At 72.9% G+C, this 13,514-nt stretch carries 14 protein-coding genes; 7 read left to right on the plus strand and 7 right to left on the minus strand.

Annotated features, from left to right (window positions below; translation table 11 throughout):
• Window positions 1-155: 155 nt before the first annotated feature.
• Window positions 156-347 (plus strand): 50S ribosomal protein L28, encoded by a 192-nt coding sequence (rpmB, locus tag HLI28_RS09175; RefSeq protein ID WP_171247217.1) that lies wholly within the window; start codon window positions 156-158, stop codon window positions 345-347.
• Window positions 348-515: 168 nt separating this feature from the next.
• Window positions 516-1,043, plus strand: coding sequence for a GNAT family N-acetyltransferase (locus HLI28_RS09180; RefSeq protein ID WP_246246596.1), 528 nt, complete (start codon window positions 516-518; stop codon window positions 1,041-1,043).
• Between the two features lie 31 nt (window positions 1,044-1,074).
• On the opposite strand, the gene HLI28_RS09185 is transcribed toward HLI28_RS09180, so the two are convergent.
• Window positions 1,075-2,109 carry a thiamine-phosphate kinase gene (locus HLI28_RS09185; protein ID WP_343035754.1) on the minus strand — a complete coding sequence of 345 codons (1,035 nt, stop codon included), beginning with the start codon at window positions 2,107-2,109 and terminating at the stop codon, window positions 1,075-1,077.
• Window positions 2,110-2,162: 53 nt separating this feature from the next.
• On the opposite strand from HLI28_RS09185, the gene HLI28_RS09190 reads away from it, so the two are divergent.
• Window positions 2,163-2,630, plus strand: coding sequence for a DUF3515 family protein (locus tag HLI28_RS09190; RefSeq protein ID WP_171247218.1), 468 nt, complete (start codon window positions 2,163-2,165; stop codon window positions 2,628-2,630).
• Window positions 2,631-2,700: 70 nt separating this feature from the next.
• Here the strand turns inward: HLI28_RS09190 and HLI28_RS09195 are convergent, their stop codons facing one another.
• On the minus strand, window positions 2,701-3,837 hold the full coding sequence (locus HLI28_RS09195) for a D-alanine--D-alanine ligase family protein (RefSeq protein ID WP_171247219.1): 1,137 nt from the start codon (window positions 3,835-3,837) through the stop codon (window positions 2,701-2,703).
• A gap of 48 nt (window positions 3,838-3,885) precedes the next feature.
• Complete coding sequence (locus HLI28_RS09200; protein ID WP_171247220.1) at window positions 3,886-5,466, minus strand: AMP-binding protein; 1,581 nt, start codon at window positions 5,464-5,466, stop codon at window positions 3,886-3,888.
• Window positions 5,467-5,564: 98 nt separating this feature from the next.
• Between HLI28_RS09200 and HLI28_RS09205 the strand changes: the two genes are divergently transcribed.
• Window positions 5,565-6,719, plus strand: a complete 1,155-nt coding sequence (locus HLI28_RS09205; protein WP_171247221.1) for an acyl-CoA dehydrogenase family protein — start codon at window positions 5,565-5,567, stop codon at window positions 6,717-6,719.
• Window positions 6,720-6,747: 28 nt separating this feature from the next.
• Here the strand turns inward: HLI28_RS09205 and HLI28_RS09210 are convergent, their stop codons facing one another.
• Complete coding sequence (locus HLI28_RS09210; RefSeq protein WP_171247222.1) at window positions 6,748-7,422, minus strand: TetR/AcrR family transcriptional regulator; 675 nt, start codon at window positions 7,420-7,422, stop codon at window positions 6,748-6,750.
• A 92-nt stretch (window positions 7,423-7,514) separates the two neighbouring features.
• On the opposite strand from HLI28_RS09210, the gene HLI28_RS09215 reads away from it, so the two are divergent.
• The 3 genes from HLI28_RS09215 (at window position 7,515) to HLI28_RS09225 (ending at window position 10,166) form a co-directional block, all read left to right on the plus strand.
• Window positions 7,515-8,207, plus strand: coding sequence for a DUF4386 domain-containing protein (locus HLI28_RS09215; protein WP_171247223.1), 693 nt, complete (start codon window positions 7,515-7,517; stop codon window positions 8,205-8,207).
• A 23-nt stretch (window positions 8,208-8,230) separates the two neighbouring features.
• Window positions 8,231-9,385 (plus strand): trans-sulfuration enzyme family protein, encoded by a 1,155-nt coding sequence (locus HLI28_RS09220; RefSeq protein ID WP_171247224.1) that lies wholly within the window; start codon window positions 8,231-8,233, stop codon window positions 9,383-9,385.
• 88 nt (window positions 9,386-9,473) lie between these two features.
• Window positions 9,474-10,166 carry an AMIN-like domain-containing (lipo)protein gene (locus HLI28_RS09225; protein WP_171247225.1) on the plus strand — a complete coding sequence of 231 codons (693 nt, stop codon included), beginning with the start codon at window positions 9,474-9,476 and terminating at the stop codon, window positions 10,164-10,166.
• 30 nt (window positions 10,167-10,196) lie between these two features.
• Here the strand turns inward: HLI28_RS09225 and HLI28_RS09230 are convergent, their stop codons facing one another.
• From HLI28_RS09230 to murA, 3 genes are read right to left on the minus strand one after another with little or no spacing between them, the layout of a single operon-like run.
• Window positions 10,197-11,207 carry an NAD(P)H-dependent glycerol-3-phosphate dehydrogenase gene (locus HLI28_RS09230; RefSeq protein WP_343035755.1) on the minus strand — a complete coding sequence of 337 codons (1,011 nt, stop codon included), beginning with the start codon at window positions 11,205-11,207 and terminating at the stop codon, window positions 10,197-10,199.
• A complete protein-coding gene (locus tag HLI28_RS09235) occupies window positions 11,204-11,959 on the minus strand; it encodes a lysophospholipid acyltransferase family protein (RefSeq protein WP_304604391.1) in 756 nt (251 codons plus the stop codon). Before HLI28_RS09235 ends, HLI28_RS09230 begins: the two co-directional genes overlap by 4 nt.
• A 30-nt stretch (window positions 11,960-11,989) precedes the next feature.
• Complete coding sequence (murA, locus tag HLI28_RS09240) at window positions 11,990-13,306, minus strand: UDP-N-acetylglucosamine 1-carboxyvinyltransferase (RefSeq protein WP_171247226.1); 1,317 nt, start codon at window positions 13,304-13,306, stop codon at window positions 11,990-11,992.
• Window positions 13,307-13,514 lie beyond the last annotated feature (208 nt).

The raw sequence follows: 13,514 nt of genomic DNA on the forward strand, positions 1-13,514 counted from the left end.
TGACGGAGGGCACGTCGCGGGAGCGTTGAGGGTTTCCGCGGCGATCCGCTATCATCATGTGGTTGCCTGGAATCCGGGCACCCCCCAAGACCACCGACCTTCACGTCCTGCTGCCCTGCTGGCGCGCGACGTGACACGACGATTCAGGAGACACCGTGGCTGCCAACTGCGACGTCTGCGGCAAGGGCCCGGGCTTCGGGCACAGCGTTTCGCACTCCCACATCCGGACCAAGCGCCGCTGGAACCCGAACATCCAGCGCGTGCGCGCCGTCGTCGCGGGCACCCCCAAGCGCGTGAACGTGTGCACCTCGTGCCTCAAGGCCGGCAAGGTGCAGCGCCAGGCCTGAGCCTCCGCCGCACGGCGACATCATCGACGAACGCCCGTCGGGTCCGACCCGGCGGGCGTCTGTCGTGCGATCACGGCCCGTGAACCGCGACCCATGAACTGCAAAGAGTTCGTGAACCGTTCACCAATACCTCTTGGCGTGCCCGGCGGACCGTGGCAGTCTGAATCCATGATGGTCGAGACCGACAACGACGTGGTGATCCGTTCGGCGAACCCCTCGGACGCCGGTGCCATCGCCCGGGTGCACCTGACCTCGTGGCGCAGCGCGTACGCCCACGTCCTGCCGTCCGACTACCTCGACTCCCTCGACGTGGACGAGCAGACCCGGACCTGGGAGAAGTCCCTCGGCCAGGAGAACAGCACGACCGTCGTCGCCGAGGCCGACGGGCGCACGCTCGGGTTCGCGAGCTGGGGGCCGTCCCGCGACGAGGACGCCGAGGACGGCTGCCTGGAGCTCTACGCGATCTACCTCGACCCGGAGTCCTGGGGTCGCGGCGTGGCCCGTGACCTGATGCGCACGATGCTCGGCGAGGTCGGCCCGCGGGCCCGGATCACCCTGTGGGTGCTGTCCGAGAACGCCCGGGCCCACCACTTCTACCGGCGGCACGGCTTCCAGCCCGACGGGATCGAGCGCATGGAGGACTACGCCGACGTGCCCGTGACCGAGGTCCGCTTCGTCCGGGAGCCCGAGCGCTGACCCGGAGCGCAGCCGACGGTACGCGCCAGGATCAGGGACGGAAGTGGTCCCACCCGGTCGCGACGTGCGGGACCTCGCCGTTGAGCAGCACGCGCGGCGCGTCGTCCGCCGGCGCCCTGACGTCGCCGACCAGCCGGAAGCCGTTCGGCAGCCCCCGGTCGGCCACCTCCGCGGGGAAGGTCGCGAGCAGCCCGTGGTCCTCTCCCCCGGACAGCACCCAGGTCCGTGCCCGGTCGGCCCCGTCGGGGTCCTCGGTCGCCACGGCGACCTCGACGGCCGCCGGGACGAGCGCGGTCACGTCGCGCATCAACGCACCCTCGGCGAGGTCGACGTCCACACCGCTGGCGCGGGCGAGCCGGCCCGCGTCCCGCAGCAACCCGTCCGAGACGTCGAGCATCGCCGTCGCCCCCGCGAGCGCCGCCGCGGGCCCGGCCTCGAGCGGCGCCTCCGGGCGCAGGTACGCGGCGACGTAGGGCGTGCGTGACGTCGCGGCGCCGGGCGCACCGTCGTCGGGGGTCGCCGCTCCGCTGGTGAGCAGGTCGAACCCGGCGGCCGAGGCGCCGAGCACGCCGGCGTGCGCGACGACGTCGCCCGGACGCGCACCCGATCGCAGCACCGGCGCCCGCCCGGCGAGGTCGCCGTGGACCGTGACGGACACCACCACCGCGTCACCGCCGGACAGGTCGCCGCCGACGACCGTCGCCGGGCCGGAGGCGTCGGCCAGACCACGCGCGAGGTCGGTCACCCACTGCACCGGCAGGTCGGCAGGCATCACCAGGGAGACCACCATGGACGTCGCGCGCGCTCCCATGGCGGCGACGTCGGCGAGGTTCTGGACCGCCGCCCGGTACCCGACGTCGTACCCGCCCGACCACTCGCGGCGGAAGTGGCGGCCCTCGACGAGGACGTCCGTGGTCACGACGAAACGTCCGTCGGCGGCGCGCACCACCGCCGCGTCGTCGCCCGGCCCGACGTCGACCCCCTCGCCGACGGGCAGGAGCGGGAAGATACGTGCCAGGAGCGCGGTCTCGTCGAGGTCGCGCACGCGCAGGATGGGGTCGGTCACGACCGAACCCTAACCGGACGCCGGGCCGTGACGGGGACGGTTACCGTAGGCACGTGCTCGTCCGTCGACTCGCCGCCCTGCTCGCCCCGCCGTGCCTCCTGCTGCTCGCCGGCTGCACCCCGACGATCGGGGTCGAGCCGGGCGAGGACGCCGCGAACCCCGACTGCGCACCCGTGATGCTGGCGCTGCCGGACGTCGTCGCCGGGGACCTGGAGCGCGCCGACGTCAACGCCCAGTCGACGGCCGCCTGGGGCTCACCGGGCGCCGCGGTCACGCTGCGGTGCGGGGTCGAGGAGCCGGGCCCCTCCTCGGACTGCCAGCGGATCGACACGGCCAACGGTTCCGTGGACTGGGTCGTGGAGACCAACGACAGCGGCACCTGGCGTTTCACGACCTACGGCCGGACGCCCGCGATCGACGTGACCGTGCCGCCGTCGGTGACGACGGACCACTCGACGTCGTTCATCGCCGACCTGACGTCCGCCGTCTCCCTGATCCCGGCGACCAGGACCTGCACCTGAGCCCAGGCGTCGGTGACGTGACCCACCGCGCGGCGCAGTTCGTCCGTCCGGTCACCCGGTGACGAGCAGGTCAGCGCAGCCCGGTCGGCCTCTCGAGGGCGAGCTGGATGAGCTCGTCGACCAGCGCCGGGTAGCTCATCCCGGTCGCCTCCCACATGCGCGGGTACATCGAGAACGGGGTGAACCCCGGCATGGTGTTGATCTCGTTGACGACGACCTGCTGCTCGGGCGTGACGAACACGTCGACGCGCGACAGCCCCTCGGCCTCCACGGCCTCGAAGGTGCGGACGGCGAGGTCGCGGACCTCGGCGATCACCGGCTCGGGGAGGTCGGCGGGGCACGACAGCTCGACGTGCGCCTCGTCGAGGTACTTGGCCTCGAAGTCGTAGAAGGCGTGCGTGCCGTCCACGACGATCTCCCCGGGCAGCGACGCCCGCGCGCGGTCTCCGCCGCGGCCGCCGAGCACCGCGCACTCGATCTCGCGGCCCTCGATCCCGGCCTCCACGATCACCTTCGGGTCGTGCTCGCGGGCCTCCTCCACGGCGGCCGGCAGGTCCTCGAGCACGTCCACCCGGGTGATGCCGAGCGACGACCCCGCCCGGGCGGGCTTGACGAAGACGGGCAGCCCGAGCCGCTCGACGCGGGCGACGCAGGCCTCGGGGTCGGCGTCCCAGTCGTGGGGCTTGATGACCTCGTAGGGCCCGACGGGGATGCCGTGCCCGGCCAGGACGAGCTTCATGAAGTGCTTGTCCATCCCGACCGCGGACGCCAGCACCCCGGCGCCGACGTACCGCACGTCGGCGAGCTCCAGCAGCCCCTGGACCGTGCCGTCCTCGCCGAACGGCCCGTGCAGCAGCGGGAAGACGACGTCGACCTGACCGAGCACGTCGGGGACCTGCCCGGGCTCCAGCGTGCGCAGGGTGCGCTCGCCCGCCGTCAGGGACAGGACCACCTCGGCACCCTCGTCGGAGGTCACCTCGGGCAGCCGGCCCGCCGTGATCCTCCAGCGCTCGGCGTCGTCCTCGGCGACCACCCAGCGCCCGGCGCGGGTGATCCCGATCGGGACGACGTCGTAGGCGTCACGGTCGATCGCGCCGAGCACCCCGGCGGCGGTGGCGGCGGAGATCGCGTGCTCGCCGGAACGGCCTCCGAACAGGAGGGCGACGCGCGGCTTGCGCGGGGGCGCGGAGGGCTGGGTCTCGGGCATCGGCCCGACCCTACCGGACCGCTCACCCGCTCCGGCACGCGGTCGCCGTCACGCCGCGCGCAGCTCCTTGCGCAGGATCTTGCCCGACGCCGACTTGGGGACGGCGTGGGTGAACTGCACGGCACGGACCTTCTTGTAGGGCGCGACCCGGGCGGCCACGTACTCCATCACGTCCTCCGCGCTGAGCTCCGCACCCTCGGCCCGCACGACGAACGCCTTGGGGATCTCCTCGCCGTCGTCGTCGACCACCCCGATGACGGCGGCGTCGGCGATCTGCGGGTGTGACAGCAGCAACGCCTCGAGCTCGGCGGGCGGCACCTGGTACCCCTTGTACTTGATGAGCTCCTTGAGCCGGTCGACGACGTGGAACACGCCCTCGGCGTCGACGGTGACCACGTCCCCGGTGTGCAGGAACCCGTCGGCGTCGATGGTGTCGCGCGTCTCGGCCTCGTTGCCCAGGTAGCCGACCATCACGTTCGGGCCGGCGCAGAGCAGCTCGCCGGGAGCACTCGTGCCCTCGGCCGGCTGCTCGATCTCCTCACCGGTGGCGGGGTCCACGACCTTGGCCACCATGTTGGCCACCAGCAGCCCGATCGAGCCGGGGTCGATGTCGTCCCGGTCGAACGGCACGACGTGGGAGACGGGTGACATCTCGCTCATGCCGTAGCCCTGCATGACACGGGCCCGGGGCAGCCGTTCGCCGACGGCGGCCGCGAGCTGGGCGTCGAACGGTGCGGCGCCGGACATCATGATCCGCACGCTGGACAGGTCGGCCTCGAGCGCGAGCGGGTGCTTGGCCAGCGCCAGCGCGATGGGCGGGGCGACGAACAGCACGGTCGCCCGGTGCTCGGTGATGACGCGCAGGTACTCCGGCAGGTCGAACCGGGGCATCGTCACCACGGTGGACCCCTGCTGCAGGGCGCAGTTCATGAGCACGGTCATGCCGTAGATGTGGAAGAACGGCAGGACCGCCGGGACCACGTCGTCGCGCACCAGCGGGATGTAGGGCTCGGACTGCAGGACGTTGGCCACGAGGTTGCGGTGCGTCAGCATCACACCCTTGGGCAGGCCGGTCGTGCCCGAGGAGTACGGCAGCACCGCCAGGTGGGTGGCGGGGTCGAAGGACACCTCCGGGGCGGGGGCGCCGGCCGCGAGGAGGTCGCGCAGGTTCGAGTACCCCTCGGCGCCGTCCATGACGACGACGTCGTCGCGCGAGAGCCCGGCGGCCTCGGCGCCCTCCGTGGCCTGCGCCAGCAGGGGCGACACGGTGATCAGCGCCTTCGACCCGGAGGCGGTGAGCTGCTTGCCCACCTCGGGCCCGGAGGCGAGCGCGTTGAGCGTGGTGACGGTGACACCGGCCCGCAGCAGTCCGTGGAAGACGCTGATGAAGGCCGGGACGTTCGGGCTGTGCAGGGCGACCACGTCACCGACGCCGAGGCCGCGGGCCGCGACGGCCCCGGCGACGGCGTCCACCTGGGCGCGCAGGGCACCGAAGGTCGTGGCCTCGCCGGTCGGGCCGTCGACGACGGCGGTCCTGCCGAGGTCCTCCTCGGTCAGGGAACCGAACAGGAAGTCGTACAGGCTGAGGTCGGGGATCTCGACATCCGGGTGCGGGCTTCGGACGACCAACGGTGGCTCCTCTCTCCGACGCGGTCCTCGGCGACCGCTGCTGGCGCCACCCTAGCCCGGCGTCGGCCGGCAGCCCGCACCGATGTTTGAATCGGGGCATGACGACGCTGCTCTCCGACGACCTGCTGGCCACCATCCGTGGGCGGGCCGCGATCCACGACCGGGAGAACTCGTTCTTCGCCGACGACCTGGACGACCTGCGGGCCGCCGGATACCTCGGAGCCCTCGTGCCGACGTCGCTGGGCGGTTCGGGGCTCTCCCTGCGCGAGCTGTGCCACGAGCAGTCCCGGCTGGCCGGGGCGGCACCGGCCACGGCGCTGGCCGTCAACATGCACCACGTGTGGACGGGCGTCGCCCGCTACCTGCACGAGCGGGGCGACGACACGCTCGACTGGCTCCTCGCCGAGGCGGCGGCCGGGGAGGTCTTCGGGTTCGGGTACTCCGAGGCCGGCAACGACCTCGTGCTGCTGGGGTCGCGCACCGAGGCCCGGCCCGACGGCGAGGGTGGCTACACCTTCCACGGCCGCAAGATCTTCACGTCGAACTCCCCGGGGTGGACCCGGCTGGGCGTCATGGGGCTGGACAGCACGACCGACCCGGACGACCCGCGCATCGTGCACGCCTTCATCACGCGCGACGGCGGCGGGTTCGAGATCCTCGACGACTGGGACACGATCGGCATGCGGGCGTCGCAGTCGTGCACCACGGTGCTCGACGGTGCGCACGCCCCCGCCGAACGGGTCATGCGTCGGATCGCGCCGGGTCCGAGCCTGGACCCCTACGTGCTGGGGATCTTCACCAGCTTCGAGATCCTGCTCGCCGCCGTGTACGCGGGCATCGCCGACCGCGCGCTCGAGCTGGCGGTGTCCACGGTGGAGCGGCGCACCTCGATGAAGACCGGCAAGGCGTACTCCCAGGACCCGGACATCCGCCGGCGCATCGCCGCCGCGGCGCTGGCCCAGGACGGGATCTGGCCCCAGATCGACCAGATCGCCGGCGGGATCGACGCCCTCGAGGACCGCGGAGCCGGGTGGTTCCGCGCGACGTCCGGCCTGAAGATCCGCGCGACCGAGACCGCCTGCGACGTGGTCGACGAGGCCATCCGCTGCTCGGGCGGCTCGACGTACTTCCACCGCTCGGAGCTGGGGCGCCTCTACCGGGACGTGCTGGCGGGCATCTTCCAGCCCAGCGACGACGAGTCGGCGCACGCCCAGGTGGCCCAGTCGCTGCTCGGTCCGCTCCGGCAGGACTGAGTCCGGGCCGGCGGCCCCGCCGCGACGGTCAGACGCCGTCGCGGCGGGCCCGCTCGATCCCGTCGAGGAGCAGGCCGAGCGTGAACTCGAACTCGGTCTGGCTGTCGCACCAGCCGAGGGTCGGGTCGGCCGGGTCGTGCAGCTCGGCGGCGACCATCGCCGTGAGATGGGGCAGGGACTCGGCCATGGCCGCCAGTTCTTCCTCGGCGACGTCGTCGTCGCCGGCCTGGGGGTCGAACACCTCGGGGGTGAACCCCAGCACCATGCCGCCCAGGGCGTGCATCGCGCGGTGCGCCAGCCGGTAGGAGCACCCGCCGCGCACCATCGCGCCGAGCGCCTCGTCGTAGAGCTGATAGACCCCTGGCCGGAGGTTCGGTCGTGACCCGAGCAGCCGGGGCAGCCACGGGTGGCGCACCACGACGTCGCGCGCGACGAGGCAGCGCGACCTCACGTCCGCCACCCAGTCGTCCCCGGGATCCTCCCGCTCGGCCAGCCCGGCATGGATCTGGGCGGCCACGACGTCGACCAGGCCGTCGAGCAGCTCGTCCTTCTTGCCGGGCAGGTAGTGGTACAGGGACATCGCCTCGACGCCGAGCCGCGTCGCCACGCCCCGCATGGTCACCGCGGCGAGACCGTCCGCGTCCGCGAGCGCGACCCCGGCACCGAGCACGCGGTCGCGGCTCAACGGTCCGTCGGAACCCATCTGCGTCCCCCTCTTCCCTCACTCGACCTTACGCCGTATGGTTGCCTTACGCCGTAAGGACGCGGCCCTCCGCCTCTCGGAAGGAACCCATCATGGACCAGCGCATCTCCCGGCCGGTCGCCCGCACCACCGGACTGCTCTACCTCGCCCTCGGGATCACCGGCATGGCGGGCTTCCTGCTCGTGCGCCCGCTGGTCTTCGACCCGACCGACGCCGCGACCACCGCGACCCTGCTCGTCGAGCACGAGCTCCTGGCGCGCATCGGGATCGCTCTCGAGCTCGCCCTGGTGGTCAGCCAGGCGCTCGCCGCCCTCTGGTTCGTCCGGCTCTTCCGCCCGGTCGAACCCTTCGCCGCGGCCGCGGTCGGCGTGCTGGGCATGATGAACGCCGTCGCGATCCTCGGCAGCACGGCCGCTCTCGGCACGGCCCTGGGCACCGCGCTCGCCGGGGACCCCGCCGGACCGCAGCAGATGTTCCTGCTCTCGGAGAACCTGTGGCTCGCCGGTGCGGCGTTCTTCGGACTCTGGCTGATCCCGATGGGTCGTCTCGTGCTGCTCTCCGGCCTGCCCCGCGCGCTCGGCTGGTTCCTGCTCGTCGGGGGTGTCGGCTACCTGCTGCAGTCCTTCCTGCTCGTCCTCGCCCCCGACGCCGGCCTGGTCGCCGACGTCCTCGTGCTGCCCGCCACCGTCGGCGAGCTGTGGATGATCGGCCTGCTGCTCTGGATCGGGTTCCGGCGCGACCGCTCGCGCACCGACGTCGCCGAGGAACCGGCCCTGCGTCCCTGACGAGGACCGTAGGCTGGGCTGCCATGACGCCCGACCCGCACGCCCACGCCGTCCCGAGCCTCGCACCCGCCACCGTCGCCGTGACGGCCGGCCGCCCGTCCCGCGTGCAGGGCGGCCCGGTCAACCCGCCGGTCGTGCTGTCCTCGACCTACGTCTCGCGCGGCATCCCGGGCGACGAACCGCTCTACGCCCGCGGTGGCACCGAGACCTGGGAGTCGTTCGAGCAGGCCCTCGCCGCCCTCGAGGGCGGCGAGCACGGCATCGTCCTGGGGTCAGGCATGGCCGCCATCGCCGCCGCGATCGGGGACCTGCCCCCGGGCAGCACCGTCGTGGTGCCACGGCACGCCTACCAGGTCACGCTGGGCTACCTCGACGACCGTGCCGCCCGGTACGACGTCGAGGTCCGCCGCGTCGACGTCGCGGACACCGAGGCCGTGGTGGCGGCCCTCGACGGCGCGGACCTCCTCGTGGTCGAGTCGCCCACGAACCCGATGCTGGAGATCGCCGACCTGCCCGCCCTCCTGGCCGCCGCCCGCGACCGGGGCGTGCGGTCCGTGGTCGACAACACCTTCGCCACCCCGCTGGGACAGCAGCCGCTCGCCCTCGGGGCCGACGTCGTCGTGCACTCGGTGACGAAGTACCTGTCCGGGCACACCGACATCGTCCTGGGCGCGGTGGTGACGAACGACGACCGGATCGCCGCCGACGTGCGCTCCTACCGGACCCTGCACGGGGCGATCGCCGGGCCGATGGAGGTCTTCCTGGCGCTGCGCGGGCTGCGCACCCTGCACCTGCGCGTCGAACGGGCCGCGGCCAACGCCGTCGAGCTCGCCCGCCGCCTGCACGACCACCCGGCCGTGGCCGAGGTGCGTCACCCCTCGCTGCCCGACGACCCGGGGCACGGACGGGCCGCGGCACAGATGGCGCACTTCGGCGCCGTGGTCGGGGTGCGCCCGGTCGGCGGCCGGGGCGCCGCGGACGCGCTGGTCGACGCCGTGCGGCTGTGGGTTCCCGCCACCTCCCTGGGTGGCGTCGAGTCGCTGCTGGAACGGCGTCGTCGCCTGGCGACCGAGTCGCCCACGGTGCCGGAGGACCTCGTGCGGCTCTCCGTCGGCGTCGAGGACGTCGAGGACCTCTGGGCGGACCTCGCGCAGGCCCTGGAGCGGGCGACCGCCTGAGCTGCCGACGCGCCACGTCCCTGCGCGGTGCCGGGAACCGCCGGCGGGCCTAGGCTCGTCGGAGGGACCCGTCCACCAGGGAGGCACCGTGCACCCTTCATCGCACCGCCGCCGGGCTGCGGGGACCTGTGCCCTCCTGGCCCTCGGTGCCCTGCTGGCCGCCTGCGGCGACGGCGAGGGGACGTCGGGCTACGGCGGCGGCGTGTCGACGGCGGACGCCTCGCCGACGACCACCGCCGCGACGCCCACGGCGTCGGCCACCGACGACGCCGGCACCGCGGCGCCCACGGACACCCCCGACGAACCGTCACCCGACGCGGCGAGCGCGACGGAACCCGTCACGCCGTTCGCGGGCGGGACCGCCCTGGACGAGGGCGAGCCGAGCGCCGACGCGATGCTGACCGTCACCGGAATCCGCGTCGGCGCGCACGAGGAGTACGACCGTGTCGTGTTCGACCTGGACGGCACCGGCACCCCCGGCTACCGCGTCCAGTACGTCGAGGAGGCCGTCGAGCCGGGCAGCGGCGAGACGGTCGACGTCGCCGGTGACGCCGTGCTGCAGGTGGAGATCACCGGGTCGGCGATGCCGACGGACTCGGGCGTGACCGAGTACGGCGGCGACCCGGTCGCCGGTCCGGGCGGGTCGATCGAGCAGGTCGTCTACCGCTTCGTCTTCGAGGGCACCACGACGGCGTTCGTCGGGGTCGACGGCGAACCGCGCCCGTTCCAGGCGTTCACCCTGGAGGACCCGGTGCGCCTGGTGGTCGACGTCGGGAACTGAGCGTCGGGCCGGCCGCTGCCGGCCGGCCGCTCAGTCGGCGATGCTCTCGGACTTCTGCGGGCGAGACAGCAGCGCGCGCGCCATCTCGTCCACCGAGAGCCCCTCGTGCAGCACGGCCACGACACCGGCCGTGATGGGCATGTCGACACCGTGCTGCTGGGCCAGCTCGAGGACGGAGCGGGAGGACTTCACGCCCTCCGCCGTCGTGCCGGTGGCCTCCAGCGCCTCCTCCAGGCTCATGCCCTGGCCGACGTACTTGCCCAGCGAGTGGTTGCGCGACAGCGGCGAGGCGCAGGTGGCGACGAGGTCGCCCATGCCCGCCAGGCCGGCGAACGTCTCCTGCTCGGCGCCCAGAGCCCGCCCCAGGCGGGTGATCTCGACGAGCCCCCGGGTGATGACGGTCGCCGTCGTGTTCCAGCCGAACCCGCTGCCCTGTGCCATGCCGACGGCCAGCGCGATGATGTTCTTCACCGCGCCGCACAGCTCGACACCGACGACGTCGGAGTTGGTGTAGGGCCGGAAGTAGGAGTTCGAGCAGGCCTCGGCCACGACCCGCGCGTTCTCGGCGTCGGAGCACGCCACCACCGTCGCCGTGGGCTGCCGGGCGGCGATCTCCTTGGCCAGGTTGGGCCCGGACACGACGGCCACGCGCTCGTCCGGGACGTCGAGGGCCTCGGCCACGACCTGGCTCATGCGCTTGTCGGTGCTGAGCTCGACGCCCTTCATCAGGGAGACGACGATCGCGTCGGGCTCGAGGTGCTCGCGCAGCGGCTCCAGGGTGCGTCGGGCCACCTGGGAGGGGATGGCGACGACGACGATCCTCGCCCCGGCGAGCGCGGCGGCGGCGTCGGTCGTGGCGGCCATCGCCGGGAGCTCGACGTCGGGCAGGTACTTGCTGTTGCGTCGCTCCTCGGCCACCTGGCGGACCAGGGCCTCGTCCCGGCCCCACAGGGTGACGTCGCAGCCGGCGTCGGCCATGACCATCGCGAACGTGGTGCCCCAGGAGCCGGAGCCCAGGACCGCTGTCGTCGGGCCCCTCACGGGCGCTCCACCGGCGGGTAGTGCATCTGTCTCACCTCGTAGTCAGGGTGCTTGCGCAGGTCGAACCGTCGCGCCGGCGGCTCCTCGCCCCGGAGCGTGGCGAGCTGGGCGGTGATGGCGTCCATCACGCGGTCCATCGCCTCGCGCAGGGTGGCGGAGTCGAGCGGTCGGTCGTACAGGTCGCTCAGGTCGACCGGCGGGCCCGCCGTGACCTGGACCCGCTTGCGCGGGAAGAGCCGCGGCAGCTTGCCGTAGCGGGGCAGGATGTCCGTCGCGCCCCACTGCGCCACGGGGACGACCGGCAGCTTCGACGCCAGCGCGATCCGGGCCAGACCCGTCTTCGGCTCCATCGGCCACAGGTCGGGGTCGCGCGTCAGCGTCCCCTCCGGGAACACCGCCACGCAGGCGCCCTCCCCGAGCTCGCGACCCGCGCGCTCCAGCGAGGCGGCGGCCGCCTGGCTGCCCCGGTCGACGGGGATCATGTTCGTCGCACGCAGCGCACCCCCGACGACCGGCACGTCGAACAGCCCGCGCTTGGCCAGCACGCGCGGCTCGACACCCTGGTCGAACAGGTAGTGCACGAACGTCAGGGCGTCGAGCTCGGTCGCATGGTTGGCGGCCGCGATGAATCCGCCGTCCGTGGGGAGGTTCTCGCTGCCGCTCCACTCGTAGCGGCACATCGAGAACAGCACGGGCCGGACGATCTTCGCGATGACGCGGTAGAGCCGCGACTCAGGTCTGGCGATGGGCACGGCCGGAAGCCTACCTGCCGACCGCAGGCGTCAGCCCCGGGCGACGTCGGCGCCCAGCGCCGCCAGCTTGTCCTGGAAGGACTCGTACCCGCGGTCGATGAGGCTGATGCCGCGCACCGTCGAGGTGCCCTTGGCCGCCAGCGCCGCGATGAGGTGGGAGAACCCGCCGCGCAGGTCCGGCACCTCGATGTCGGCCGCCTCGAGGGGGGTCGGCCCGGACACCACGGCGGAGTGCTGGAAGTTGCGGCGGCCGAAACGGCAGGCCGCGCCGCCGAGGCACTCCTTGTAGACCTGGATCGTGGCGCCCATCTGGCGCAGCGCCTCGGTGAACCCGAACCGGTTCTCGTACACGGTCTCGTGCACGATCGACAGACCCGTGGCCTGCGTGAGCGCGACGACCAGCGGCTGCTGCCAGTCGGTCATGAAACCGGGGTGGACGTCCGTCTCGAGCACGATGGAGCGCAGCTCCCCGCCCGGGTGCCAGAACCGGATGCCGTCGTCCTGGACGTCGAACTGGCCGCCGACCTTGCGGTAGGTGTTGAGGAACGTCATCATCTCGGGCTGGGTGGCGCCCTTGATGGTCACGTCACCGCCGGTCGCCAGCGCGGCCGAGGCCCAGGACGCGGCCTCGATGCGGTCGCCGAGGGCGTTGTGGACGTAGCCGTCGAGCCGGTCGACGCCCTCGATGCGGATCACCCGGTCGGTGTCGACCGAGATGATCGCGCCCATCTTCTGCAGCACCGCGATGAGGTCCATGATCTCGGGCTCGATCGCCGCACCGGTCAGCTCGGTGATGCCCTCGGCCCGCACGGCCGTCAGCAGCAGCTGCTCGGTGGCCCCCACGGACGGGTAGGGCAGCTCGATCCGGGTGCCCTGCAGGCGCCGCGGCGCACGCAGGTGGATGCCGTTGGGCCGCTTGTCGACGACGGCACCGAACTGGCGCAGGATGTCGAGGTGGTAGTTGATCGGCCGGTCGCCGATCCGGCAGCCGCCCAGGTCCGGGATGAAGGCCTCGCCGAGACGGTGCAGCAGGGGGCCGCAGAACAGGATCGGGATGCGGCTGGACCCGGCGTGCGCGTCGATGTCCGCGACGTGCGCCGACTCGACGTTCGACGGGTCGAGGTCGAGGATGCCGGCCTCCGGGTCGTACTTGACGTTGACCCCGTGCAGCTCGAGCAGGCCGGAGACGACCGCGACGTCACGGATCTGCGGGACGTTGCGCAGCACGCTCGCCGACTCTCCCAGCAGGGAGGCCACCATCGCCTTGGACACGAAGTTCTTCGCTCCACGCACCTCGATGGTGCCCTGCAGCGGCGTGCCGCCGTTGACGTACAGCAGATCAGTCATAGGTCGTCGTTCGTCCTGTCGTCGCGGAATCCGCAGCACGGTGGTGCTGCTCGTCGGTGCGGGCCCCCGGCTCGCAGTGGCGCGGTCGTGCGCAGCGCGCACGATCCTCCCCCCGGAGGCCCTCGGGTGCCAACACCCGGCACCGCCACAGTATTCACGTTCACCACACCTTCACTCCGCGGGCGCGGACTCGCGCGGGGGCACGGCA

It is taken from the genome of Isoptericola sediminis (assembly GCF_013085345.1).
In the GTDB taxonomy this organism is placed as follows: Bacteria; Actinomycetota; Actinomycetes; order Actinomycetales; family Cellulomonadaceae; genus Isoptericola; species Isoptericola sediminis.

Excerpts from the sequence above, each read along its gene's own strand:
- HLI28_RS09180 (WP_246246596.1), top strand. The coding sequence starts at position 516 with ATGATGGTCGAGACCGACAACGACGTGGTGATCCGTTCGGCGAACCCC.
- HLI28_RS09195 (WP_171247219.1), bottom strand. The coding sequence starts at position 3,837 with ATGCCCGAGACCCAGCCCTCCGCGCCCCCGCGCAAGCCGCGCGTCGCC.
- HLI28_RS09205 (WP_171247221.1), top strand. The coding sequence starts at position 5,565 with ATGACGACGCTGCTCTCCGACGACCTGCTGGCCACCATCCGTGGGCGG.
- HLI28_RS09210 (WP_171247222.1), bottom strand. The coding sequence starts at position 7,422 with ATGGGTTCCGACGGACCGTTGAGCCGCGACCGCGTGCTCGGTGCCGGG.
- HLI28_RS09215 (WP_171247223.1), top strand. The coding sequence starts at position 7,515 with ATGGACCAGCGCATCTCCCGGCCGGTCGCCCGCACCACCGGACTGCTC.
- HLI28_RS09220 (WP_171247224.1), top strand. The coding sequence starts at position 8,231 with ATGACGCCCGACCCGCACGCCCACGCCGTCCCGAGCCTCGCACCCGCC.
- murA (WP_171247226.1), bottom strand. The coding sequence starts at position 13,306 with ATGACTGATCTGCTGTACGTCAACGGCGGCACGCCGCTGCAGGGCACC.